18 protein-coding genes are annotated in these 22,745 nt (G+C 65.4%); 15 read left to right on the top strand and 3 right to left on the bottom strand.

All coding sequences use genetic code 11. The annotated features are described in order from the left end of the window. The first annotated feature begins 282 nt into the window (after positions 1-282). The 11 genes from OJF58_RS19030 to OJF58_RS18980 all read left to right on the top strand — a co-directional run bounded on the left by OJF58_RS19030 (position 283) and on the right by OJF58_RS18980 (position 13,307). Positions 283-2,514 (top strand): polysaccharide biosynthesis tyrosine autokinase, encoded by a 2,232-nt coding sequence (locus tag OJF58_RS19030; protein ID WP_300779327.1) that lies wholly within the window; start codon positions 283-285, stop codon positions 2,512-2,514. Continuing rightward, the gene (locus OJF58_RS19025) at positions 2,507-3,811 is read left to right on the top strand and encodes an O-antigen ligase family protein (RefSeq protein ID WP_300779326.1); all 1,305 of its coding nucleotides are present in this window, start codon (positions 2,507-2,509) and stop codon (positions 3,809-3,811) included. The genes OJF58_RS19030 and OJF58_RS19025 overlap by 8 nt, the downstream gene beginning before the upstream one ends. A gap of 8 nt (positions 3,812-3,819) precedes the next feature. After that, on the top strand, positions 3,820-4,968 hold the full coding sequence (locus tag OJF58_RS19020) for a glycosyltransferase family 4 protein (RefSeq protein ID WP_300779325.1): 1,149 nt from the start codon (positions 3,820-3,822) through the stop codon (positions 4,966-4,968). Further along, positions 4,965-6,353 (top strand): hypothetical protein, encoded by a 1,389-nt coding sequence (locus tag OJF58_RS19015; RefSeq protein WP_300779324.1) that lies wholly within the window; start codon positions 4,965-4,967, stop codon positions 6,351-6,353. The genes OJF58_RS19020 and OJF58_RS19015 overlap by 4 nt, the downstream gene beginning before the upstream one ends. A gap of 244 nt (positions 6,354-6,597) precedes the next feature. Then, entirely contained in the window at positions 6,598-8,298 is a 1,701-nt protein-coding gene (locus OJF58_RS19010; protein ID WP_300779323.1) for an MlaD family protein, read from the top strand. A 4-nt stretch (positions 8,299-8,302) separates the two neighbouring features. Further along, a complete protein-coding gene (locus tag OJF58_RS19005; RefSeq protein ID WP_300779322.1) occupies positions 8,303-8,872 on the top strand; it encodes a PqiC family protein in 570 nt (189 codons plus the stop codon). Continuing rightward, positions 8,869-10,191: a paraquat-inducible protein A gene (locus OJF58_RS19000; protein WP_300779321.1), complete on the top strand. Its 1,323-nt coding sequence runs from the start codon at positions 8,869-8,871 to the stop codon at positions 10,189-10,191. The genes OJF58_RS19005 and OJF58_RS19000 overlap by 4 nt, the downstream gene beginning before the upstream one ends. A gap of 123 nt (positions 10,192-10,314) precedes the next feature. Continuing rightward, positions 10,315-11,955, top strand: coding sequence for a glucose-6-phosphate isomerase (gene pgi / locus OJF58_RS18995; RefSeq protein WP_300779320.1), 1,641 nt, complete (start codon positions 10,315-10,317; stop codon positions 11,953-11,955). A 128-nt stretch (positions 11,956-12,083) separates the two neighbouring features. Beyond that, positions 12,084-12,257 (top strand): DUF1328 family protein, encoded by a 174-nt coding sequence (locus OJF58_RS18990; RefSeq protein WP_300779319.1) that lies wholly within the window; start codon positions 12,084-12,086, stop codon positions 12,255-12,257. 112 nt (positions 12,258-12,369) lie between these two features. Further along, positions 12,370-12,822: an SH3 domain-containing protein gene (locus tag OJF58_RS18985; RefSeq protein WP_300779318.1), complete on the top strand. Its 453-nt coding sequence runs from the start codon at positions 12,370-12,372 to the stop codon at positions 12,820-12,822. A 110-nt stretch (positions 12,823-12,932) separates the two neighbouring features. After that, positions 12,933-13,307 carry a hypothetical protein gene (locus tag OJF58_RS18980; RefSeq protein ID WP_300779317.1) on the top strand — a complete coding sequence of 125 codons (375 nt, stop codon included), beginning with the start codon at positions 12,933-12,935 and terminating at the stop codon, positions 13,305-13,307. An 8-nt stretch (positions 13,308-13,315) separates the two neighbouring features. Here the strand turns inward: OJF58_RS18980 and OJF58_RS18975 are convergent, their stop codons facing one another. Both OJF58_RS18975 and OJF58_RS18970 read right to left on the bottom strand, forming a co-directional pair. Next, on the bottom strand, positions 13,316-13,837 hold the full coding sequence (locus OJF58_RS18975) for a hypothetical protein (RefSeq protein WP_300779316.1): 522 nt from the start codon (positions 13,835-13,837) through the stop codon (positions 13,316-13,318). A 68-nt stretch (positions 13,838-13,905) separates the two neighbouring features. Next, positions 13,906-15,987: a protein kinase gene (locus tag OJF58_RS18970; RefSeq protein WP_300779315.1), complete on the bottom strand. Its 2,082-nt coding sequence runs from the start codon at positions 15,985-15,987 to the stop codon at positions 13,906-13,908. 183 nt (positions 15,988-16,170) lie between these two features. Here OJF58_RS18970 and tssH point away from each other — a divergent pair, with 183 nt between their 5' ends. Together tssH and OJF58_RS18960 are read left to right on the top strand one after the other, a co-directional pair. Further along, entirely contained in the window at positions 16,171-18,846 is a 2,676-nt protein-coding gene (tssH, locus tag OJF58_RS18965; RefSeq protein ID WP_300779314.1) for a type VI secretion system ATPase TssH, read from the top strand. Positions 18,847-18,881: 35 nt separating this feature from the next. Then, entirely contained in the window at positions 18,882-19,358 is a 477-nt protein-coding gene (locus tag OJF58_RS18960; protein WP_300779313.1) for a type VI secretion system tube protein Hcp, read from the top strand. 28 nt (positions 19,359-19,386) lie between these two features. Here OJF58_RS18960 and tssA read toward each other — a convergent pair whose 3' ends face one another. Further along, positions 19,387-20,529 carry a type VI secretion system protein TssA gene (tssA, locus tag OJF58_RS18955; protein WP_300779312.1) on the bottom strand — a complete coding sequence of 381 codons (1,143 nt, stop codon included), beginning with the start codon at positions 20,527-20,529 and terminating at the stop codon, positions 19,387-19,389. Between the two features lie 178 nt (positions 20,530-20,707). On the opposite strand from tssA, the gene tssB reads away from it, so the two are divergent. Continuing rightward, positions 20,708-21,217 carry a type VI secretion system contractile sheath small subunit gene (tssB, locus tag OJF58_RS18950; protein ID WP_300779311.1) on the top strand — a complete coding sequence of 170 codons (510 nt, stop codon included), beginning with the start codon at positions 20,708-20,710 and terminating at the stop codon, positions 21,215-21,217. A 3-nt stretch (positions 21,218-21,220) separates the two neighbouring features. Beyond that, positions 21,221-22,711, top strand: a complete 1,491-nt coding sequence (gene tssC, locus OJF58_RS18945; protein ID WP_300779310.1) for a type VI secretion system contractile sheath large subunit — start codon at positions 21,221-21,223, stop codon at positions 22,709-22,711. The last annotated feature ends 34 nt before the right edge of the window (positions 22,712-22,745 follow it).

Raw genomic sequence — 22,745 nt, 5'->3', positions numbered from 1 at the left:
GGTTGCCTATCGGCCTCTGCGGCGACGATGGACTTGGCCCAACCGAGTGGAGGGATCAGTAATTGCAATATTTCAATCTGGCGCTCGCGCCTGGGTAGTGGCCGGAGACCCGACGCCGACCGCGCCGTCAGCATCGAAATCCGCGCCTGCTATTGCGCCGATCGTCGGACGCTTCAGCCCGCTGTGTCACGCCGTTGACACAATCACGCCCAGTGGAAATGCCCTACGACTCTGTACTTCCAAAGCTGCTTCGATGGCTGGAGTCGTCTCAGCCCTAACTTGATGGCTTTCGATATGGACGGTTCTTCGCGCATCGACTACCGGTTGTACAATGAAGCCGACGGCCGCCTTGGGGTGTCCACTGCGCGAATCTGGGCCAGCATCTGGCGGCGGAAGTGGCTGATCGCGGTATCGAGCGTCATCCTGTTCGGGCTGTTCTCGACCGTGCTTGTCCTCTTGCCGGTTTGGTACACGGCGGAATCCGAGATCGTGGTCGAGCAAAGACGCGAGGGCGCGGACATTGCCGCAGTCCTGTCCCGCTTGCCGACCGATTCCCAGGCAGTGCTCACGCAAGCGGAAGCGCTGCGCTCGCGTACGCTCGTCCAGCGGACAATCAACCGGCTCAATCTGCTGACGAACCCGGAATTCAACCCGCGCATCATCCCAAACGATGGCTCGTTGCGGTCGCGGTGGCGGCAGACGAAGGCAGCGGTCATGGCCTTCGTCGAGCTCCTTCTGCCGACGCGCAAGGGTCCGAGCGACGGCGATTCGGTCCTCACCGAAGCGACAGACATCTTTTTGAAGCATCTTCGCGTTATGCCAGTCGGCCGCTCGCAAGTGTTGAAGGCCACCTACACGTCCGAGAACCCCGAGCTTGCAAGTGAAATCCTGAACGTGCTCGTCGGTCTCTATTTGGAAACCCAGATGGAGAACCGCGTTGCCGTGCCGACCAAGGTTAGCGACTTTCTGAAGGGGGAACTGTACAGGCTGCAGATGAAGGTCCGCGAAGCCAACGACGCCGTCGAGCGCTACAGAAACCAGGCACAACTCCAGCAAGGCATCGTCCAAGGCCGCGAGACCCTTCTTTACACGCAGGAACTGAGCGAGGCCAACCGCGAGCTGGTCTCGGTACGGCTAAAGCGTCAGGAGGCCGAGGCGCGTCTGAGCGAGATTCGCGCCAACCCGAATTCCTTTTCCGACGTCTTGGCAAGCCCTGTCATCCAGCAGTTGCGCAAGCAGCTTTCCCTCCTGAAAGAGGAGCGGTCGCAACTGATCGCCACCTATGGGCCGTCCTATCCCAAGCTGCGGCAGATCGAGGCGAGCATTGCCGATGGGGAGCGGCAACTGAAGGCGGAGATCGCCAACGTCGTTCGCTCCGTCGCAAGCGACCTGGCGGTCCAGACGGAGCGCGAAGCCCAGCTCGTCCAGTCCATCGCCAACCTGAAAGACCAGATCCAGAAAGCGGGCAGCGCCAAAGTTACACTCGCTTCGCTCGAACAGGAAGCCGAGGTCAATCGAAGCATCCTCAATACATTCCTGACGCAGTACAACCAGCTTGCATCCCAGCGCGCCCTGCAGATCGCGGACTCCTACGTCCTTGCGCAGGCGGACGTTCCGACCCGGCCGTCGTTCCCGCCGCTGCTCCCGTTCCTCGGGTTTGCCTTCGTGGTCTCCGTCGCGCTGTCCAGCATCTGCGCGCTGCTGCTCGAGCGAACCGGCGAGACCATACGCAGCTCCCAGGAAGTGCAACCCCTCCTTACCGCTCGGGCGCTGGGGGTCATCCCGAAGCTCGGCGCCAAGACCGCCGTGCTTACGCAGGTGATCGACAGCCCGCAATCGCAATTCACGGAGTCGATCCGGAGCATCTTGTCCCGCTTCCTGGGCCCGCGCAATTTGGGGCGCGCGATCCTGGTTGCGTCAGCGCAGCCCCGGGAAGGACGGACGTCCCTTGCGATCGCGCTGGCCCGTCTCGCAGCGCTTGCCGGCCGGCGCGTCATCATCATCGACTGCGACCTGCGTCGCCCGGCGCTGCATGGCGCGTTCGGCGCGAAGATAGGGCCTGGCTTGACGGACTTACTCCAGAACCGTCTCGAACTGAGCAAGGTGATCCGCAAAGATACCCTTACTTCGCTCGACTACATCACGGGCGGCCAGCTCGCGCCTTACGCAGCGAACCTGCTCTGCCTTCCGGAAATGGCGACGCTGCTGGCGAAGCTTCGCACCGGATACGACCTCCTCATTCTGGACTCGCCGCCGAGCGCCACCGTGGCCGATGCAAGCTTCCTGGCGCAGATGGCGGACGAGTGCCTGTTCATCGTGGGCTGGAACAAGACGCCCTGGAGGCTCGCGCGCGAGCAGATGGAGGACCTCTCGTACCAGAACTGCAATCTTGCCGGCGTCGTCCTCAACCAGGTCGATATGCGGAAGCATTCGAAATACCACCCAGCTTACATCGTGCCGGCCCGTGCGCCCGCTATGATCGGCACGGCCGAGCAGGCCATCCGCGATGGATAGAGGCTCGTCGAGGGCGGCCGCCTTCGGCGCGTTGTTGGCGGGCGTTTTCGTCACTTTTCCCAGCTTCCTTATGCCCGGCGTCGCCGATGGAAGCGGACCGCGGACAACGGACTTGCTAAACCTGTTTGGCGCCGGTCTGCTCGTCTTGGCCGTGCTGAGATCCGCCCGGCTGCATCCGGCCATCCGCGGCATCCTGCTCGTTTGGGCGACGACCGTGCCGTGGGTCTTCATGGAGATCTACGCCCTCGCCGGCATCCCTGATCCGCCGGTTCAGAGAGTGCTCATCCGCTGGATCCTTTGCGGTTGTTCGGCCTATCTGGTCACGGTCCTCGCCGAAACGCCGAGGCTGCGGCTGCGCTTGCTGTACGGTCTTCTGATAGGCGTCGTGCTCTCCTTGCTGACGGTGCTCCACGACTTTTTGACGTTCTCACCGGAAGATTTGCCGATCGATCAACTCGTTGATCTCGCCATCTACAACGGCAAGGACATTCACGACTTCATCTACAGGGCGTACGGGATCTTCGGGCATCCAAACAGCGCGGCCGGATGCGTGCTGGTCGGCGTTCCAGTTCTCATCGGCGCGATCGAGGAAGGAAGGGCACCGCGCTGGTCCATCGTGATGGCCTTGGCGCTGATGGGCGCCACCTTCTACCTTACGAAGTCGCGAGGCCCTCTGTTGATATCGTCGGCACTCGTCGGATATTGGCTCTGGTCTCACGCACGCGGCATTCGCCTCCCACTCGTGCTTGCCGGGGCCGTGACCGTTCTCGGGATCCTTACGATCGGCGGGCTCGGGTCGGACTGGGGCAATGGCGTCCTGCTCGAGCGGTTCCTCGACGCCGGCAGCATCTCTGTCAACGCCAGCGATCGCTGGTGGACCATCGCGACAAGTTTCAACTTCATGCTGCAGAATCCGCTTGGAATGGGCTCTGCCTACGTCGATCCGCTCGAGATCGCCACTGGTACGAGCGCCACACACAATGCGTACCTCGAGCTTGCCTTGATGGGCGGCATTCCACTGATGCTTCTCGTCGCCGTTCGGCTCGCCAGAACGGCTGCTCGGGTGTTCACGGCCTGCCGTCCGGTTGAAGCCTGGCTGGCCGCCTATCTCCTCGGCATCTTCCTTTTCGAGTCGTACTTCCTCCAGGTCAATATCCTGCTCATGACGTTCTGGCTCGTGGTATCGCCGTTACGATCTTTTGGACGGCAGACCGCGCCTCGGGCCAGGCCTCCCGTGCGAACCCGGCCGCGTCACCAACTGGCCGTGAGGCCGGCCACAAGGGACCTGATCGGATGAAACTCTGCATGGTCGCCGCTTCGCTCGCCGGCGGCGGTGCAGAGCGGGCGCTACTCGACACGGCAGCCCTTCTGGCCGCGCGTGGTCACGAAGTGACCGTGCTCACCTTCGAGAGCGAGACGTCCGACGCGTATCCTGTGTCGGCCCGCCTTTCCAGAATCGCTCTCGGCGTAGCGGGCCAGTCGGGGAACCGCCTGCGGGGCATCCTGAACAATCTCCGACGCATCGTGCGCCTGCGAGCAGAAGTCCGTCGACTCCGGCCCGACGTGGTCGTTTCCTACCTGACCCGAACCAACATCATCTGCCTGCTGGCATTGCTCGGCCTGGGCGTGCCCGTGGTGGCCACTGAACACAACGTCGCCGCGCTCAACGATGCACCGGTGCAAGCCTTGTGGCGCACGTTGCGTCGGCTCCTCTACCCGCGCATGGCGCAGGTCGTGGTCGTAAGCAAAGGTCTTGCCCGACAATACGCCTGGCTCGGAGCGAACAAGCTCAGCGTGATCTACAACTTCCTGCCGCCAACCTGCGCCCCTCGCCGGGAAGCCTTCGGTTTCCTGGCGGAGGATGCTCGGCACATCGTCGGGATGGGGCGATTGGAGCCCGAGAAAGGTTTCGATCGGCTGATCAAGGCGTTTCACCTTGTCGAAAAGGACTGCGCCGGCTGGAAGCTGCTCATCGTGGGCGAAGGCTCCCTGCGCAAGGAGCTGACCCGCCTGGTTGCGTCACTCGGGCTGGAGCATCGGATCGCCCTGCCTGGACGCGTAAGCAACCCGCGCGCCCTGTTTCGGCAGTGCGACCTGTTCGCCCTGTCGTCGGATAGCGAGGGGTTTGGGCTGGTTCTGGTCGAGGCGATGTCCGCCGAGCTGCCTGTAGTCAGCTTCGACTGCGATTTCGGCCCGCGCGAGATCGTAACTCCCGGCGTATCCGGGATACTGGTGCCCCCGGGCGACGTTCCGGCCCTGTCGAGGGCGATCCGAAGCCTCGTCAAGGATGACGTCCTGCGGGCCCGATTGGCACGGGCCGGGCGGGAATCGGTGGGCCGTTTCGCTCCGGACGAGATCCTGAACCAGTGGGAAGCCCTGTTCCGCCGCCTCACGGGTCCCCGGATTGCCCCGCAAAAGGCCCCTCGGCGTACGCAGGCGGCCGAGAGACCATGAACGCGGAAGCCCAAACGATCGTTGACCGCATCCGGGGATTGCTGTGCCCCCACTTGGCGGCGATCTACGGCATCATCGGCAGGTTATGGCTCGTTCTGACCGGACCGGTGACGATTGTCGTCCTTGCAACCCACTTCTCTCCGTATGCCCAAGGTTACTTCTTCACCTTCATGAGCTTGGCGGCTGCCCGCACCGTCGCGGAGTTGGGCCTTGGTCAGGTGATCATCGTCAAAGTCGCGCAGTTGTCGCCGCTCGCCACCAATCCGGCGGACCCCGTCTCGCCACGGGTCGCAGGCTTCATCCGGTTCGCCGCCAAGTGGTTCGCGGGCGCCGGCTTGGTCGTCGGCGGGCTGCTCTGCCTGGGCGGCACCTTTCTGCTCGGAGCCAACAATGGCCTTCCTATGATCGAGTGGCTGCCGCCGTGGGTCGCGCTCAGCTGGCTCGTAGGCCTGGATGTCGCACTGTCCGGCTTGCTGTTCCCGCTCGAGGGCGCTGGTCAGGTGAGATCCGTTTACTTTTGCCGCATGGTGCGGAGCTTCGTGAACAGTGTCGTGCTTTGGCTGTTCATTCTGCTCGGCCTTGAGCTGTGGTCCATCAGCATTGCCCTGGCCTGCAGCCTGGTTTGGACCACCTTCTTTATCTTCTCACAGGGCAAGCTGGTCGTGCGAGCGCTACATCCCGGCGCCGTCATCGCCAAGATCGATTGGCTTTCTGAAGTCTTCCCGGCCCAATGGCGGCTGGCGCTCTCGAGCATCGCCGAATACGTCAGCTTCTACACAGTGATACCCCTGATGTATGTCATGCACGGAGCCGTGATAGCAGGCCAGCTCGGCATTACCTGGCAACTCGCCGCCGCCGTGTCGTCGATCGCCGGCGCGATCGTCGTCACCCGCTTTCCCGAGTTCAGCCGCCTTGCGGCGATGCGATCCATCCGAGAACTCGACGGCCTTCTTCTGTCCACGTCCTTGATCTCGATGGCGATCTGCGTACTGGGCGCCCTCGGCGTCGGTCTCAGTGTGCTTCTGCTCCAGAAACTTGGCCTTCAAATCGGCACGCGAGTGCTGCCATTCGATCAGGTGGTCATTCTCCTGCTCGGGGTACTGATTTGGCACTCCAATCTCACGATCGTCTCGTATCTCCGGGCTCATGGCGGCGATCCCTATCTTCCGGCAAGCCTGAGCGGTGCGGCGTTGCTGTTCGCCGCAAACCTCACCTTGGGGCGGTGGTTCGGACCGGTGGGGCTGCTCTGGGGATACGCCATCACGGGCGCATGCTTCATGGTGCCTTTCGGCTTCTATCTGCTGAAGAGGAAGCGGAGAACGTGCGGATACCCGCCGTTCAAGATCGGAGGAGTCTGGATGGCAGCAATGCCGAGATCAAGGTGAGGCGCCGGTCACGCGCCCGGGCTGAAGACAGACTCGCAGCCGGATATCCTCACCAGACGGACCTCCAATCCCAGGGCATGCAAGCCTAGGTCGATCTTTGCACCGTCAACTCGGCCGCTCCCACAATGCGCACGCAAGGCAACCTTCGGGGACTAAAAAGCTAATTATTTCAGGGCTTTTGTGCTAGGCTTACAGTATCTGGTCCTTGGCCAGCGTCCTTCGCGAAAGTCCCAGCTGGACAAACATGGATACACGTCGGGAAGCGGAAGCCGTTCCGGCGGCGGTCAGTCGTCAGGCGCGGCGCATACCGCTGATTTGGATCGTCCCGGTCATCACCGCCCTGATCGCCGCCTGGCTCGCCTGGGACACATTCTCCAAGCGTGGACCCACCATCACGATCACCTTCGACTCGGCCGACGGCCTGCAGCCGGGGCAGTCGCAGCTCAAGTTCAAGGACGTCACAATGGGTACGGTGAAGTCGATCGCCGTGACCCCGGATTTCTCGCAGGTCGTCGTCACGGTCGAGACGACGCGCGAGGCGGAGCCGCTGCTCAGTGACAAGACGATCTTCTGGGTGGTGAAGCCTCAGCTGTTCGCCGGCCGCATCTCCGGCCTCGATACGCTGCTGTCCGGCTCCTATATCGGGATGCTTCCTTCGACCGAGAAGGGCAAGGTGCAGCGGCATTTCCACGGCAGCGCCAATCCGCCGGTGCTGCCGGTCTCGGCGCCGGGCACCGTCTTCAGGCTCGAGACCAACCGGGTTGGCTCGATCAGCCTGGGCTCCCCGGTGTTCTATCGCGACATCGAGGTCGGCACCGTTCTCGGCTGGGACCTGGGACACATGGCGCGCAAGGTCACAGTGCACGTGTTCGTGCGCGAGCCATTCGACAAGTATGTGCACGACGATTCGCTGTTCTGGAACGCTTCCGGCCTGTCGTTGAAGATGGGGCCGAACGGCCTTCAGCTGCAGATGGAGTCGGTCAAGGCCGTGCTGCTGGGAGGTATTGCCTTCGATACCAAGCCCGACACCACGGCTCCGGTCAGTGCCGCCGACCACGGCTTTCCACTTTATCCGAACCATGACGCGGCGAAGGCCGCGGGCTTCGGACGGCGCCTCAGCATGATGTCGATCTTCCAGGGATCGGTCGCCGGCCTGGAGGTCGGCGCCGATGTCACGCTGCACGGGCTGAAGATCGGCGAGGTCACCGATGTGGGCCTCGTCTACGACCCGAAGATCGACCGGATCGTCGTGCCGGTTCACTACCAGATCGAAGCCGAGCGCATCGCCGGCGTGGCGTCGGCGGAAAAGGCGTCGAACGTGCCGCTTGGCGCTGTCGCCGCCGATATGGTCAAGCGCGGCTTCCGTGCCACGCTCCAGTCGGAAAGCCTGATCAGCGGCCAGAAGGTCGTTGCCATCGAATATGTCGCCGGCGCGCCGCCGGCCGAACTCGGGCGCGAAGGCGACGTCTTTGTCGTACCGTCGGCGCAGGCCGGCGGTTTCGACACCGTCACACGCTCGGCGGCCGAGCTTTTGTCCAAGATCAATCGCATCGATTTCCAGGCCATCGGCGCGCGCCTCGCGGACGCGACGAAGGGCGTGGACGAGCTGGTCAACGGACCGCAGCTGAAGAGGACGCTGGCCTCGCTCGAGGCCACCATGGCGGATGCGCAGGCCGTCGCACGCAAGCTCGATGCCGACGCCTCTCCAGCCCTTGCCCGCCTGCCGGACATCGCCAACAAGCTCGACAGCACGCTTGCCCAGGCCAACCGTCTGGTCGCTTCGATGAACACCGCCTACGGCAGCGAGTCACGGTTCAGCCGGGAGATCGATCGCTTGCTGCCGCAGCTCAACGACACGGCGCGTTCGCTGCGCGCCTTGACCGACCTTCTGGCGCGCCATCCCGAAGCTCTGATCAAGGGCCGCCCCGGTTCTGGAAAGGAATAGCTGGATGACTTTCGGTCGCCGGCCGCTCGTCCGGCTCGCCCTGCCCGCCCTGGTCGCCGCCTGCTCGTCGCCGGAGCCTGTGCTCTATTCCATACCGATGAAGCCGGGGCCGGTGCTGACCGGCGGCCCCGGGGTCGTGCTGCTCCACGACATCGGGCTGGCGGGCTATCTCGACCGCAAGGAGATCGTGCGGTCGTCCGAGGCTTACAGGCTCGGCGTGATGTCGAACGACTGGTGGGGCGAGAGTCTCGCGACGATGCTCAGTCGCGTGCTCGTGCTCGGCCTGTCGCAGCGCCTGCCGGCCAGCCGCATCTATGCCGAGGGCGGCGCCATCTCGGCCGACCCGAATGCCGTGCTGGCGGTCAATATCCAGCGGCTCGATCTCGACTCGTCCGGCGAGCTCGAGCTGCTGGCCCAGGCGGCGGTCGAGTTCAACCGCCCGACGCGCTCAGCGGCGCGCAGCTTCCATATCGTCAAGCATCCGCCGACGTCCAATGTCGCCGGGCAGGTCGCCGCCATCAGCGATGCCGTGGCCGAGTTGACGGATGGCCTTGCTTCCCTGCTTACGTCGTGACCCGTCCCGAATTGCGCGAATGCATGGGCTGCGGCCTGTTCCAGGTCGTGCCCGAACTCGGTCCCGATATGCGCTCGCAGTGCCTGCGATGCGGCAGCTTGCTGCGACGCACGCGTCGCGACCCGCTCGACCGCGGCCTCGCTCTCAACTTTGCCGCCCTCGTCCTCTATGTGATCGTGTGGACGGCGATGCTGATGAAGGTCTCGACTGCGGGCATCGTGCATGAGACGTCGCTGGTCTCCGGTCCGCTCGAACTGGTGCGTCAGGGCCTGTGGCCGCTGGCCCTCGCGGTGGTCTTCACCACTGGCCTCGCTCCGCTCGTCAAATTCGCCGGCGCCATCTACGTACTGACGGGCCTCAAGCTGCGCAGTCCGCCGCCGAACCTGCGCGGAGTCTTTCTGTTCGTTCGCAGGATCGGCACCTGGTCGATGCTGGAAGTGCTGCTGCTCGGCGTCTTCGTCGCCTACACCAAGCTCGGCGATATGGTGCACATGGACATCGGACCCGCCGTCTATGCGCTGGGTCTCCTGACGGTCGTCGTCGTGTGGGCGGATACCGTGCTCGAGCCCAATGCGGTGTGGGAGGCGATCGAGCGTACCGGCCAGACCCACGCGCCGATGACGGAGCCGCGGCCCCTCGCCTTCCGGCCCGGCGCCGTAGGCTGCGAGGCCTGCGGGCTGGTAAGCGTCCCGGCCGGTCACGGCGCACGCTGCCCGCGATGCGGCTCGGCATTGCATGCACGCAAGCCTGACAGCCTGAACCGGACCTGGGCCTTCGTGATCGCCGGCGCCATTCTGTACATCCCGGCCAACTACTACCCGGTGCTGAGCGTCGTCCAGGCTGGCGCCGGCGCGCCCAGCACAATCCTGGGCGGCGTCGAGGAGCTGCTCGCCTCGCAGCTATATCCGTTGGCGTTGCTGGTGTTCTTCGCCAGCATCCTCGTGCCGATATTCAAGCTGATCGGGCTCGCTCTCATGCTGGCGGCCACCATGCTGGTGAGCACCGAGGCCGGCGCCAACCTCCTGCTGCGTCAGCGCACACACCTTTACTACGTCGTTGCCTGGATCGGCCGATGGTCGATGGTCGACATTTTCATGGAATCCCTGCTGGGCGCGCTCGTGCAGTTCGGTGTGATCGCCACCATCGAGCCTGGTGTCGGGGCGGTCGCCTTCTGCGCCGTGGTCATCTTGACGATCATCGCCGCCGAAGCCTTCGATCCCCGTCTGATGTGGGACGCCGCGGCGCGCAACGCGCATCGGCCGTTTGCCCTTCGAACCCGACCTGGCATCGCCAAAGCCGCGCCCCGCCTCTCTTCGTGACGAATTCCCCGGGAGGAGGCTCCATTCGCCGCGGGAGGGACGACCGGCAGCCTCTGGGCGGCATCTTCCCTGGCGTCTACGATAGGCGGCGACCCCCGCGCCCGAGTCCATGAAGGAACGACCATGACCACCAAGTCCGCCCTGACCAAGCTGCCCGCCTGGACCGCCCTGCAAGCACATCACAAGCAGCTGGAAGGCCAGCATCTCCGGCAGCTCTTCGCCGAAGATGCCGCGCGCGGCGAGCGAATGACGGCCGAGGCCGCGGGGATCTATCTGGACTATTCCAAGAATCGCATCACGAACCAAACGCTGGAGCTGCTGCTCCAGCTTGCCGAACAGTCCGGGCTCCGCGGCCGCATCGACGCGATGTTCCGCGGCGACAAGATCAACGTGTCGGAGAAGCGGGCGGCGCTGCACATTGCGCTGCGAGCGCCGCGCGGCGCCCGCATACTTGTCGACGGCCAGGACGTGGTGCGCGAGGTCCATGCCGTGCTGGACAAGATGTCGGACTTCGCCGGGCGAGTCCGCAGCGGCGAGTGGAAAGGCCATACCGGCAAGCGCATCCGCAACGTCGTCAACATCGGCATCGGCGGCTCGGATCTCGGCCCGGTCATGGCCTACGAGGCGCTGAAGCACTACAGCGACCGGAGCCTGACCTTCCGTTTCGTCTCCAACATCGACGGCACGGACTTCGCCGAGGCGGTGCGCGACCTCGATGCCGACGAGACCCTGTTCATCGTCTCGTCCAAGACCTTCACCACGCTCGAGACCATGACCAACGCCCATACGGCGCGCGGCTGGCTGCTGGGCCGCCTCGGCGGCACACAAGCCGCCATCGCCCGGCATTTCGTCGCCGTGTCGACCAACGCCGACGAGGTGGCCAAGTTCGGCATCGATACCGCAAACATGTTCGGCTTCTGGGATTGGGTCGGCGGGCGCTATTCGATGGACTCGGCCATCGGCCTTTCGACCATGCTCGCCATCGGTCCGGAAAATTTTCGCGCCATGCTGGCCGGCTTCCACGAGATGGACGAGCATTTCCGCACCGCGCCGTTCGAGCGCAACCTGCCCGTCCTGATGGGCCTGCTCGCCATCTGGTACGACAATTTCTTCGGCGCCCAGACGGTCGCCGTCCTGCCCTACGAGCAGTACCTCAAGCGCTTTCCGGCCTATCTGCAGCAGCTCACGATGGAGAGCAACGGCAAGCACGTGACCGCGGACGGCGTCCGCGTCGACTACGACACCGCACCGATCTACTGGGGCGAGCCGGGCACCAATGGCCAGCACTCCTTCTATCAGCTGATCCATCAGGGCACCCGGCTCATCCCCTGCGATTTCATCGCCTTCGCCCGGCCGCTCAACCCGCTGGGCCGCCACCATGACATGCTTCTGGCCAACGTCTTTGCCCAGGCCGAGGCTCTGGCGTTCGGCAAGACGGCCGAGCAGGTCCGGGCGGAAGGCACGCCCGACTGGCTCGTGCCGCACCGGATCTGCGAAGGCAATCGGCCCTCGAACACCCTTCTGCTGGATGCCCTGTCGCCGGCCGCGCTGGGCAAGCTGGTCGCCCTCTACGAGCACAGCGTCTTCACCCAGGGCACGATCTGGCAGATCGATTCCTTCGACCAGTGGGGCGTCGAGCTCGGCAAGGTGCTCGCCCAGCGGATCATCCCCGAGCTCGAGAGCACGAAAGACCCCAAACTCGAGCACGACAGCTCGACCAACGCGCTGATCCGACGGTATCGCAAGCTCAAGGCAAGCCCCTGAGCCGCCAGAGCGACCTGTGATCGAGCCGGCCGGCGGGAACCTGCGCGGGCGATGGCGGGTTACTTCGACGCGTCGAGTCGCCGGCCTTCGCGCCCCGAACGACCCCAGTCAATGACGAGGACCGAGCCATGCTGAAGTGGGCCCTTATCTTTTTCGTCATCTCCATAGTCACGGGATTTCTGGGCTTCGGCGGGATTTCCGCGGCCGCCGCGGGCATCGCGAAGGTGCTGTTCTTCATCGCCATCGCGCTCTTCGTCATTTTCCTTGTCATTGCCTTCGTGACGGGCGCGATGGTTCTGTAGTCGTCGGCGTCCGGCTTGAAGAATGGAGTTTCCTGCGCCAATGGGTGGTCGGGTCGACAACGCGCGCCGCTATCCGGCCACTTCTCGTTTTTCGGCGAAAGGAAATCATTGAATGTCCTATCTTCTCTGGTTCGCGGCAGGCCTTCTGTCCTCTCTCCTTCTGCTGGCCGCGCCGCGGGCCTTCGCGCAGCAGATGGTGAGCGTCTCCGGCGAGGAGGTGAATCTGCGCAAAGGACCGGGCAAGCAGTATTCCGCGGACTGGCTGTTGGGCCGAGGCTATCCGCTCGAGGTGATCGGCCGACGCGGTGACTGGCTCGAAGTCCGGGATTTCGAGAACGATCGCGGATGGATCTATCGGCCCCTGACCGGCGGGACGCCCTATCATATCGTGAAGGTCAAGATCGCGAACTTGCGCAGTCGGCCGACGACGCGCAGCCGTATTCTCGCCAAGCTGGACTATGGCGAGGTGCTGCGGACGCTCGAGCGCAAGAGCGGCTGGGTCAAGGTACGGCGTGAAGGCGGATTGCGCGGCTGGGTGGCACGACGGCTGCTCTGGGGCTGGTAGCGTCCGCTGGGAACCCGACGCGACCTGTCCGGCGATCTGGCGGCCTCGAACCAAAGCGAGTCGCCTCGCGGACTGCGCTGGCGGTCCCCGAAGCACCGGAGGGGGCATCGATGGATTGGTTTCAGCAACTGCGCGTGGCTCTCCTTGCCTACTATCCGCCGGGAAGCCCGCCGGACGTCGTGGGTTACCTGCAGGGCAGCGCCAATCCCCTGGATTGGCGGCGCATGATCCAGAGCGGTCGCGAGCAGATGATCGTGCTGGGCAGCGTCCCACCCACCAACGAGGATTGGATCGCCGCGGGCGTTGCCCAGCGCCGAACGGTCCAGACCGTCCGCATCGGCGACCTGCGCACGTTCATCATCACCTACGGCGGCTTCGTGCGACGGCCCTGGGGCAAGATCTCGACGCTGTCGGAAGACGTGTTCCGCAACTACGCGACCGTGACGATCCCGCAGTTCAAGAGGAACATCGTCGGGCGGAAGTGACTCGTCTCCTACTGCCGCACCTGGATGGCGTCGGCGATGAAGGCGGCTTCGTCCGCGGAAATGGCCGTTGCGGCCTCGCGGCAGAAGGCGGCGCCGAGAAGCCATCGCTGCCCGGGTCCGTTGCGCACGAAGGCCAGGCACTGCCGTCCGGGTTTCTGGAAGGTGAGATAGGGCTGCCGCGCGGCGCCACCGCTCATCGCCCAGCCTGTGCCGCCCGCCGTGACGTTCTTCAGCGCGTCGGCCGTGCGGATCCAGTCGATCATGCCTGCGCCCGGCGCGACCGGCGGCAGCCCGCCCGATCCGCGCGCCGCCACGATGCTGTACAGGCCCACCTCCGATTCGCTTTTCGAATCGGCATAGAGCAGCCGCCAGCTCTGGACGTTGCCCATGCGAAACGACCGCACGTTCGAGATCCAGCACTGGTTGAACGGCAATCCGTAGACCGGCGCGCTGCTGCAAGGGATCTCGCTCGCAAAGACCCACGCTTCCTCGGCGAGCCCCGCCCGACCGGCACACAATGCAATCAGCACGAAAAGGATCGTCGCGAGGCTCCCGCGCCGGTGACCGGGCTTTTTCCGACTCAAGTCTGCAATCTCCCCTAGCGCAAAGGCCTCAGCCCATAGGGACAGGAGGTGACGTTCGGAAAGTCGATGCGCCTGCCCGACGCATCCTGGCAGGCAACGCCGCCGGAAGGCGCCGGCGGGGCGACGCTTCGCGCTCTTGCCGCCGCCTCGTCCCGCCGCCGCGCTTCGTCGGCCTTGCGTTGATCCTGGTCGTACTTGGCCAGCGCCGGCGCCGCTTCCGTGAGCAGGGCCTGCTTCTGGGCGGCGGTCAGGAAGCTGGTTGCAGGCTGGCCGCGCGCACGCTGCCAGGCGAGGATCATCTCGCGTGAACGCGGGCCGAAGACACCATCGGCACCGTGGGTGTCGAAGCCGAGCGAGGTCAACGCGACCTGGATCCGCTGCCGATCGCCGGCCGTGAGCCCCAGCGCCGTCTCCGCCGCTTCCGCCGTCTTTTGCGCCGCGGCATCCGCTTCGGCCTTCTGCCTGGCCTCGGCCTCCGCCTTCTTCATGGCCTCGGCCTCCTTCTTCTGCCAGGCATCGGCTTCCGCCTTGCGCCTCGCCTCGTCCTCCGCCTTTTGCCCGGCCTCGGCAGCCATCTTCTGCTGGGCTTCAGCGGCCGCTTTCTGTTGAGCGTCCGCAGCCGCTTTCTGTTGAGCCTCCGCGGCTGCTTTCTGTTGAGCCTCCGCGGCTGCTTTCTGTTGGGCGTCAGCAGCCGCTTTCCGTTGGGCAGCGGCCGCCGCCTGTCGCTCCGCCTCCGCCTGCGCCTGCTGCCGGGCGTCCGCTTCGGCCTTCTGTCGGGCCGCCTCGGCGGCCTTTTGCTGCGCCTCGGCGGCTGCGGCCCGTTCGGCCTCCGCCTGTGCCTTCTGTCGGGCGTCGGCCTCGGCCTTCTGCTGGGCTTCCGCCTTCTGCCGAGCCTCGACCTCCGACCGCGCCTTGGCGGCCTCGTCGACCCGATCCGCCTTCGCCTGCGGAGCGGGCGTCGCCGGCGGCGCGTTGGGCGCGAAGGCAAGATATCCGCCCGCCGCCACGACAAGCGCCGCCACCATCGCCGCCGAATAGAGCGCAATACGATTCGCACCAGACAGCCGCCGTCGCCCGGACCCGTCGGTTTGCGACGGCTCTTCAGGAGTTGGCGACGAAGTCGCCGGCGCCGTCGTCTCGGTCGCGACAGGAGCCTTCGGCCGCGCCGCGACTACCGTCGAATCGCCGGCCAACGCGTTCGTCGGGAAGAGAAGAGCGCGCCAGGCGGCAATCGACTGCGGACGATCCTTTGGCCGCACCGCCAGGCCGGCATCGATCCCTTGCAGCAGGCCGGGCGGGAAGCCGGGCGGCGAAAGCTTCGTCAAAGGCTCATAAGTATCGTTCAGCGCGCGCTCCAGGGAGCTGGGCGGCGCGTGGCCCGTGATCGCGTGATAGGCGGTCGCAGAGACGCCATAGATATCCGTCCACGGTCCCTGCTTGTCCGACGTGAGCTGCTCGGCGGCGGCATAGCGCGGCGTGAAGATCGCCGTCATCGCCGCGGTGCGGTCCGCCATCGCCGCCCGCGAGGCGCCGAAGTCGATCAGCGTCGGCCTGTCCTCGGCGTCGAGGATGATATTGGCCGGCTTGACGTCGCGATGCAGGAAGCCGGCCTTGTGAACTTGCTCGAGCCCGTCGAGCAAACGCTCGAGCAGGCGCTCGACGGTGGCCGCCGGCAGCTTGCCCACGCTCTTCAGGCGCTGATCGAGCGTGTCGCCGCGCGCCAGCCCCATCACCATGTACGCGGTCCCGTTGGCTTCGAGGAAATCGTAGACGCGCACAATGGACGGCACGCCCTCCAGGGTCGCCAGGATGCGGGCCTCCTCGAGGAAACGGTCGCGCCCCCACGTGAAATCCTCGGCAAGCTGCGTCGAGCGCGGCACGACCATCGAGCCGTCCTCGCGCAGCGCCAGCGACGTCGGCAGATACTCCTTCACCGCCACTTCCCGGCCGAGCGTCGTGTCCCGTGCGTAGTAGGTGATGCCGAAGCCGCCGTGGCCGAGGATGGAAACCAGCTCGTAGTTGCGCAAGCGCGTGCCCGCGGCGAGGGTGCCGCGGTGCTCGTTCTGCTTGGCGTCTACGTTGGTCTCGGCCGCCATGCACCGGTCTCGTGTATCGAAGGGACGCTGCCGCCGATTCTACCTCATGTTGCGCCTTGAAAAAGGGTCAAGATCGACGCTGGAGCTCGATGGAACAGCCGATTCCTCTTGTCGACCGCACGGACGTTGCAGGATAGTTCAGCGGGGAGCCGGTGCGCCGCCCTCGGAGGCATCAAGAACTACGTGCGCGCGATAGAGCTGAAGCCGCTGATCGGACGTTTGAACGACGTCTGCCGTCGCGCCCTGGAAGCAGCGGCCGGGATCACCTCGCTGCGGACCCACTACAATGTCGAGATCGAGCATCTTCTGATCGGCCTGCTCGATCGCCCCGACACCGACATCGCCGCCATCCTGCGCAAGTGGGAGATCGAGCCGGCCCGCCTGCTGGCCGACCTCAACCGGTCGCTCGATCGCCTCAAGACCGGCAACGCGCGGGCGCCCGCGCTCTCGCCCGACATCGTGGACATCGTCAAGGAAGCCTGGCTGCTGGCCTCGGTCGAGCAAGGCGCGAGCCGCGTGCGGTCGGGCCATCTGCTCTGGGCCTTGCTGGCCGACGAGATGCTGGCCCGCCGCGCACGGGAGTCGTCGGCCCATCTTGCGCGCATTCCGCCCGACGCTCTGAAGGCCGACTACCTCGCGCTTTGCGCCAATACGGCCGAGGCGGCGCAGGCCACGAGCCAGGCGGTCGGTTCGGAAGCGGCGGCCACCGGCGGAGGAGAAGCCCGGCCGGGCGGCTCTGCCGCCCTGGACCAGTTCACGATCGACCTCACTGCCCAGGCCAGAGGCGGCAAGATCGACCCGATCGTCGGTCGCGACTTCGAGATCCGGCAGATGGTCGACATCCTCACCCGTCGCCGGCAGAACAATCCGATCCTCACCGGCGAGGCGGGCGTCGGCAAGACCGCCGTCGTCGAAGGGCTCGCCTTGCGCATCGCCGAAGGCGATGTGCCGCCGGCGCTGCGCGACGTGACCTTGCGCACGCTCGATCTCGGCCTGCTGCAGGCCGGTGCCGGCGTGAAGGGAGAATTCGAGAATCGGCTGAAGTCGGTGATCGAGGAGACCAGGGCGAGCGCCAAGCCGATCGTCCTGTTCATCGACGAGGCGCACACGCTGATCGGCGCCGGCGGCGCGGCCGGCCAGAACGACGCCGCCAATCTCCTGAAGCCAGCCCTCGCCCGCGGCGAGCTGCGCACCATCGCCGCGACGACCTGGGCCGAGTACAAGAAGTACTTCGAGAAGGACGCCGCACTCACCCGCCGCTTCCAGCCGGTCAAGATCGAGGAACCCACCGAGAAGATGGCGACCGCCATGATCCGGGGCCTCGTGCCGACGCTCGAGCTTCACCACAAAGTGCGCATCCTCGACGAGGCGGTCAGCGAGGCGGTGCGGCTGTCGGCCCGCTACATTCCCGCGCGCCAGTTGCCGGACAAGGCGGTCAGCCTGATCGACACCGCCTGCGCCCGCGTGGCGATGAGCCAGAATGCGGTTCCGGCGCCGATCGAGGACCGCCAGCGCCGCATCGGCCTGCTCGACGCCGAACTGAAGATCGTCGAGCGCGAGATCTCGGAGGGCGCCGACCTCGCCGCGCGGCGCGAGGCACTGACCGCCGAGCGGGCACGCACGGCCGAGGAACTGACCGGCCTGCAAAAGCGCTGGGAGACCGAACGCGCCGTCGTCGCCGAGCTCGACGCGGTACGGCGCGCCATCGACGCCGCCGCATCCGGAGGCGGCGACGGCGCCGCGCCCATCGACGGCAAGGCCGAACGCGCAAAGCTCGCCGCGCTCTCGACGCGCCTGCGCGCGCTGCAGGGCGAGCAGCCGCTCATCTTTCCGGTGGTCGACGGCCAGGCGATCGCCGAGATCGTCGAAGGCTGGACGGGAATCCCGGCCCGCCGCATGCAGGCCGATGAGATCCGCACCGTGCTCAATCTGCGCGAGGCCATGGAACGCCGCGTCATCGGCCAGAGCCATGCCATGGAGGCCATCGCGCAGGCGATCCGCACCAGCCGGGCGGGCCTGACCGATGCCCGCCGGCCAATCGGCGTCTTCCTGCTGGTCGGCACGTCCGGCGTGGGCAAGACGGAAACCGCGCTCACCCTCGCCCAGCTCCTCTACGGCGGCGAGCAGAACGTCACCACGATCAACATGGCGGAGTTCAAGGAGGAGCACAAAGTCAGCCTGCTGATGGGCAGCCCTCCGGGCTATGTCGGCTACGGCGAAGGCGGCGTCCTGACCGAGGCGGTCCGGCGACGGCCCTACAGCGTGGTGTTGCTGGACGAGATGGAAAAAGCCCATCCCGGCGTCCAGGACGTGTTCTACTCGGTGTTCGACAAGGGCAACATGAAGGACGGCGAGGGCCGCGACATCGATTTCAAGAACACCGTCCTCATCATGACGAGCAACGCGGGCACGGATCTCATCACCAAGCTGTTCGCCGATCCCGAGACCGCCCCGGACGCCGCTGGCCTGGCCGAGGCGCTGCGGCCCGAGCTGACGAAGTTCTTCAAGCCCGCCTTCCTCGGGCGGGTGACGCTGGTGCCCTATTTTCCCCTTCCCGATGCAATAATTCGCCAGATCGTGGCCATGCAGCTCGAGCGGATTCGCACGCGTGTCCTCGACACCTACCGCGCGACGTTCGATTGGGCACCGGAGCTGGTCGACCGGATCGCGGCGCGCTGCACCGAAGGCAGCTCGGGGGCGCGCAATGTCGAGAACATCCTGACGCGCACCCTGCTGCCCGAGCTGTCGGCGGAAGTGCTCGCCCGCCTGGCCGACGGCGAAGCGATCCGCAGCGTCCATGCCGCAGTCAAGCCGGATGGGTTGTTCTTCTTCACCATTAACAGACCGCAAAGTTGTTGATAGTGTCTAAACGCTTCTGAAGCTGGAGGCTGGCCGTGGCGATCTACATGAAATTCGGTTCCATCAATGGCAGCGTAACGACGGAAGGGTTCAAGAACTGGATCGAGCTGCACTCGTTTCAATTCGGAGTGGGACGAGGGGTCAGCAGCGGCGCCGGCGGTGCCACGCGCGAGAGTTCGGCCCCGAGCATCAGCGAGATCGTCGTCACCAAGACGTTCGACACCTCGTCCGCCAAGCTCTACCAGGACTCGGTAGCCGGGAACTTCGACACCAAGGTCGAGATCAAGATGACCACGACCACCAAGAACAAGGTCGAGACATTCCTGACCTTCGAGCTCAAGGATTGCGGGATCAGCGGCTATTCCCTGAGTTCGGGCGGCGATAATCCGACGGAAAGCCTCTCGTTGAACTTCACCAACATCATGGTGACGCCGACGCCGCTCGACATCTCGGGCCAGATCAAGAAGGGCGATGTCGTCAGCTACGACCTGCTGGCGATGAAGACGAGCTGAGCTGCCGGCGGCGGTGCACCGCTGCCGGCTATTGCTGCTGCTCGTCGGGGCGCTTCATGCCCGCGCTCGTCAGCAACGCCTGACGGGCGGTCTCGTCGGAGACCAGCTCCGCGACCAAATCCGGCCAGGCGAGCCTCGCCCGGCGCGCTGCCTCGTCCAGGGTGAATCCGATCGGCGAGTTCGGCTCGTTGACCTTGAACCACGCCGCGACCTCGGCGAGCTGTCGCAACGCCTGCTCCCGTCCGGCTATGGCCGCCGGCGCCGTCATCGCAGCAGCCCCGTTGCCGGCCGCCGGCGCGCTGTCGCTCGTCGTCTCGACGGCGGGCGCTGGACCTTGCGGTGCGAACCGGCTGCTGATTTCGAGCACGCGCTCCAGAAGCTCGCGCACCCGATTGCCCGAGGGGCTGTCCGGACCTGCCTTGTCGTCGAGCACACGTTCCATCTCCCTCCAGGCGGCCATGGCCTCGACCGCCATGTCGCGTTGCGCCGACCAATGAGCGTCACCGGCCAGGCGCGCCTCCTTCTCCACTTCCTCGAACGGCACGACGCCCGCCTCGAGCCGCTGGGCGCGCCGCGCCGGATCGCTGATGGCCGAGAGGTCGAGCGTCGCCTGATACTGCCAGAGACTGAACGGCGAGCCGTCGGGCCGGTGGAACAGGACAGACTTGCGCAAGGGCTGCATCAGGGTGCCGTCGGCCCCCTGGCCCGAAAGGCCCGCGACGGCGGCGAGCCGGGTCTCCAGGCCCTGCTCGTCCGGCATCGGGAACAGCCCGTCCCAGTGGCGTTCGGCAAGCCCGCCAATCACCGCCGCTCCCGCCATCAACCCGCGCAGGCCGGCGATCCGCACCAATGCTTCCGTGAGCCAGGTCGCCACCTCGAGATCCTTGGAGGTCGACTTCAGGGCCTCGGTCGCGAGCGTCGCTACCGGACGCCAGAGCGCCGTCACACCTTCGTCGCCCTGCGTCTCGGCCTGGCGTTCGGCCTCGCGTGCCGCGGCGCGAGCGTCGCGCAGGCGGAAGTAGATCGACGTGGGCGCGTAGTCCTGCCGGAGATCGACGCCGGTCGGCTGGTCGCCGGGCAGCGGCGCCAGGATCGTCTCGAAATCGGCCTTCTCGAGTTCCGGAATCATTCTGAAGCCACCCGCAAGCTGATGCGCTATGATATAGTTCATGCCGCCGCGTTGCAGTGTCAAAGGCGTCAGAACACCTTTGGGGGGTTAGGCAACGCGGCGGACTATTTGCGTAGCGTACGACAAGGATTTTTGCTTCGATCTCACCCGCAGGTTGCACGCTCGGCCCGTGGACGAGGTCGGTCGGCCATAGTAGCCTGCATAAGGGAGGGTCTGTGCCATGAGTTCCAGCATCCACGATAAGTTGAATCGTGTGCGCAAGCCCCGAGTTCACATCACTTACGACGTCGAGACCGAGGGCGCCCAGATCCAGCGCGAGCTGCCGTTCGTTGTCGGCGTCATGGGGGACTTCTCGGGCGATCCCACGACACCGCTGAAGCCGCTCGCGGATCGCAAATTCACGCAAATCGACCGCGACAACTTCAACGAGGTGATGGCGAGCATGGCGCCCGGCCTGAAACTCAAGGTCGACAACAAGCTCGCCGACGATGGCACCCAAATGGCCGTCGACCTCAAGTTCACCTCGATGGACGACTTCGACCCGGCGCGCGTCGTCGCGCAGGTTCCGGCCCTTGCCGCCCTGCTGCAAACCCGCGAGAAGCTGCGCGACCTCATGAGCAAGGCTGATCGATCCCAGGAACTCGAGAACCTGCTGGAGCAGGTGCTGCGCTCGCAGGATGACCTCAAGTCGTTGTCGGGCGAACTCGGCATCAAGAAGACGGAGGGCTAACCCATGGCTGAGAGCGTCCGACAGTCAGATACCGCCGCGACGACGACCGAGGCGGCGCCGGGTCTGCTCGACCAGATCATCTCCAACACCAAGCAGACGCAGCCCGACCGCGCCCAGGAGCTCGTCAAGACCCTTGTCGAGCAGGCGCTGGCCGGTACCGTCACCTTCGATCGGAATCTGACGCGCACGATCGACAAGGCAATCACCGTGATCGACGCCAGGATGTCGGCGCAGCTCAACGCGATCATGCACGACCCCAAGTTCCTCAAGCTGGAGGGCAGTTGGCGCGGCCTGCACTACCTGGTGCAGAACTCCGAGACCGGCACGTCGCTCAAGCTGCGCGTCCTGAATATCAGCAAACGCGAGCTGGGGCGCGACCTCAGCCGGGCCATCGAGTTCGACCAGAGCCAGCTCTTCAAGAAGATCTACGAGAACGAGTTCGGAACGCCCGGCGGCGAGCCCTACGGCGCGCTGATCGGTGACTACGAATGGACGAACCATCCCGACGACCTCGAGACCTTGCGGCTGATGTCCAACATCGCTGCCGGTGCGTTCGCCCCGTTCGTGACGGCGGCGGCCGCCGGCCTGTTTGGCTTCGATTCGTGGACCGAGCTCTCCAAGCCGCGTGATCTTGCCAAGATCTTCGATACGGCCGAGTTCGCCAAGTGGCGCAGCTTCCGCGACAGCGAAGACGCCCGCTTCGTCAGCCTGGTCATGCCGCGCGTCATCGCGCGTCTTCCCTACGGCAAGGCCACCAAGCCGGTCGAGGAGTTCGGCTACGAGGAAGCCCCGGTCGGGCCGGACGGCAAGGGACGGCCGATGGAGCACGATTCCTACTGCTGGTCCAACGCCGCTTATGTCATGGGCGCACGGCTGACCGACGCCTTCGCGCGCTACGGCTTCTGCACCTCCATCCGCGGCGCCGAGGCCGGCGGCAAGGTCGAGAACCTGCCGACCCATACCTTCACCTCGGACGACGGCGACATCGACACGAAATGCCCGACCGAGATCGGCATCACCGACCGGCGCGAGTTCGAGCTGTCCAACCAAGGCTTCCTGCCGCTCTGCCACTACAAGAATACGGACTATGCGGTGTTCTTCGGCGGCCAGACCGTGCAGAAGCCGAAGAAGTACGACCGCCCCGAGGCTACGGCCAACGCCGCCATTTCCGCGCGGCTTCCCTACATCATGGCGAGCAGCCGCTTCGCGCATTACCTGAAGGTGATGGCGCGCGACAAGATCGGCAGCTTCATGGAGGCCGGCAACGTCGAGACCTGGCTCAACCGCTGGATCCAGAACTACGTCAATCCCAACGAGGATGCCGGCGAGGACATGAAAGCCCGCTTCCCGTTGCGCGAGGCGAAGGTCGAGGTCAAGGCAATCCCCGGCAAGCCCGGATCGTACAACGCCGTCGCTTATCTGCGGCCCTGGCTGCAGATGGAAGAGCTGACCACGAGCCTGCGGATGGTGGCGAGCATCCCTCAACTGTCCTGAGGGCCCGGGCTGCTGGCCGGCACTCCGCCCTCAC

The sequence above is a fragment of the Enhydrobacter sp. genome, assembly GCF_030246845.1.
Lineage (GTDB): Bacteria > Pseudomonadota > Alphaproteobacteria > Reyranellales > Reyranellaceae > Reyranella.
This window is presented reverse-complemented; position numbering and strand designations above follow the sequence as displayed.

What these genes read in the sequence shown, in the direction of transcription:
- OJF58_RS19010 (WP_300779323.1), top strand. Translation starts at nt 6,598, where the DNA reads ATGGATACACGTCGGGAAGCGGAAGCCGTTCCGGCGGCGGTCAGTCGT.
- pgi (WP_300779320.1), top strand. Translation starts at nt 10,315, where the DNA reads ATGACCACCAAGTCCGCCCTGACCAAGCTGCCCGCCTGGACCGCCCTG.
- OJF58_RS18990 (WP_300779319.1), top strand. Translation starts at nt 12,084, where the DNA reads ATGCTGAAGTGGGCCCTTATCTTTTTCGTCATCTCCATAGTCACGGGA.
- OJF58_RS19015 (WP_300779324.1), top strand. Translation starts at nt 4,965, where the DNA reads ATGAACGCGGAAGCCCAAACGATCGTTGACCGCATCCGGGGATTGCTG.
- tssB (WP_300779311.1), top strand. Translation starts at nt 20,708, where the DNA reads ATGAGTTCCAGCATCCACGATAAGTTGAATCGTGTGCGCAAGCCCCGA.
- OJF58_RS18970 (WP_300779315.1), bottom strand. Translation starts at nt 15,987, where the DNA reads ATGGCGGCCGAGACCAACGTAGACGCCAAGCAGAACGAGCACCGCGGC.
- tssC (WP_300779310.1), top strand. Translation starts at nt 21,221, where the DNA reads ATGGCTGAGAGCGTCCGACAGTCAGATACCGCCGCGACGACGACCGAG.
- OJF58_RS19020 (WP_300779325.1), top strand. Translation starts at nt 3,820, where the DNA reads ATGGTCGCCGCTTCGCTCGCCGGCGGCGGTGCAGAGCGGGCGCTACTC.
- OJF58_RS19025 (WP_300779326.1), top strand. Translation starts at nt 2,507, where the DNA reads ATGGATAGAGGCTCGTCGAGGGCGGCCGCCTTCGGCGCGTTGTTGGCG.
- OJF58_RS18985 (WP_300779318.1), top strand. Translation starts at nt 12,370, where the DNA reads ATGTCCTATCTTCTCTGGTTCGCGGCAGGCCTTCTGTCCTCTCTCCTT.
- tssA (WP_300779312.1), bottom strand. Translation starts at nt 20,529, where the DNA reads ATGAACTATATCATAGCGCATCAGCTTGCGGGTGGCTTCAGAATGATT.
- OJF58_RS19005 (WP_300779322.1), top strand. Translation starts at nt 8,303, where the DNA reads ATGACTTTCGGTCGCCGGCCGCTCGTCCGGCTCGCCCTGCCCGCCCTG.
- OJF58_RS19030 (WP_300779327.1), top strand. Translation starts at nt 283, where the DNA reads ATGGCTTTCGATATGGACGGTTCTTCGCGCATCGACTACCGGTTGTAC.
- OJF58_RS18980 (WP_300779317.1), top strand. Translation starts at nt 12,933, where the DNA reads ATGGATTGGTTTCAGCAACTGCGCGTGGCTCTCCTTGCCTACTATCCG.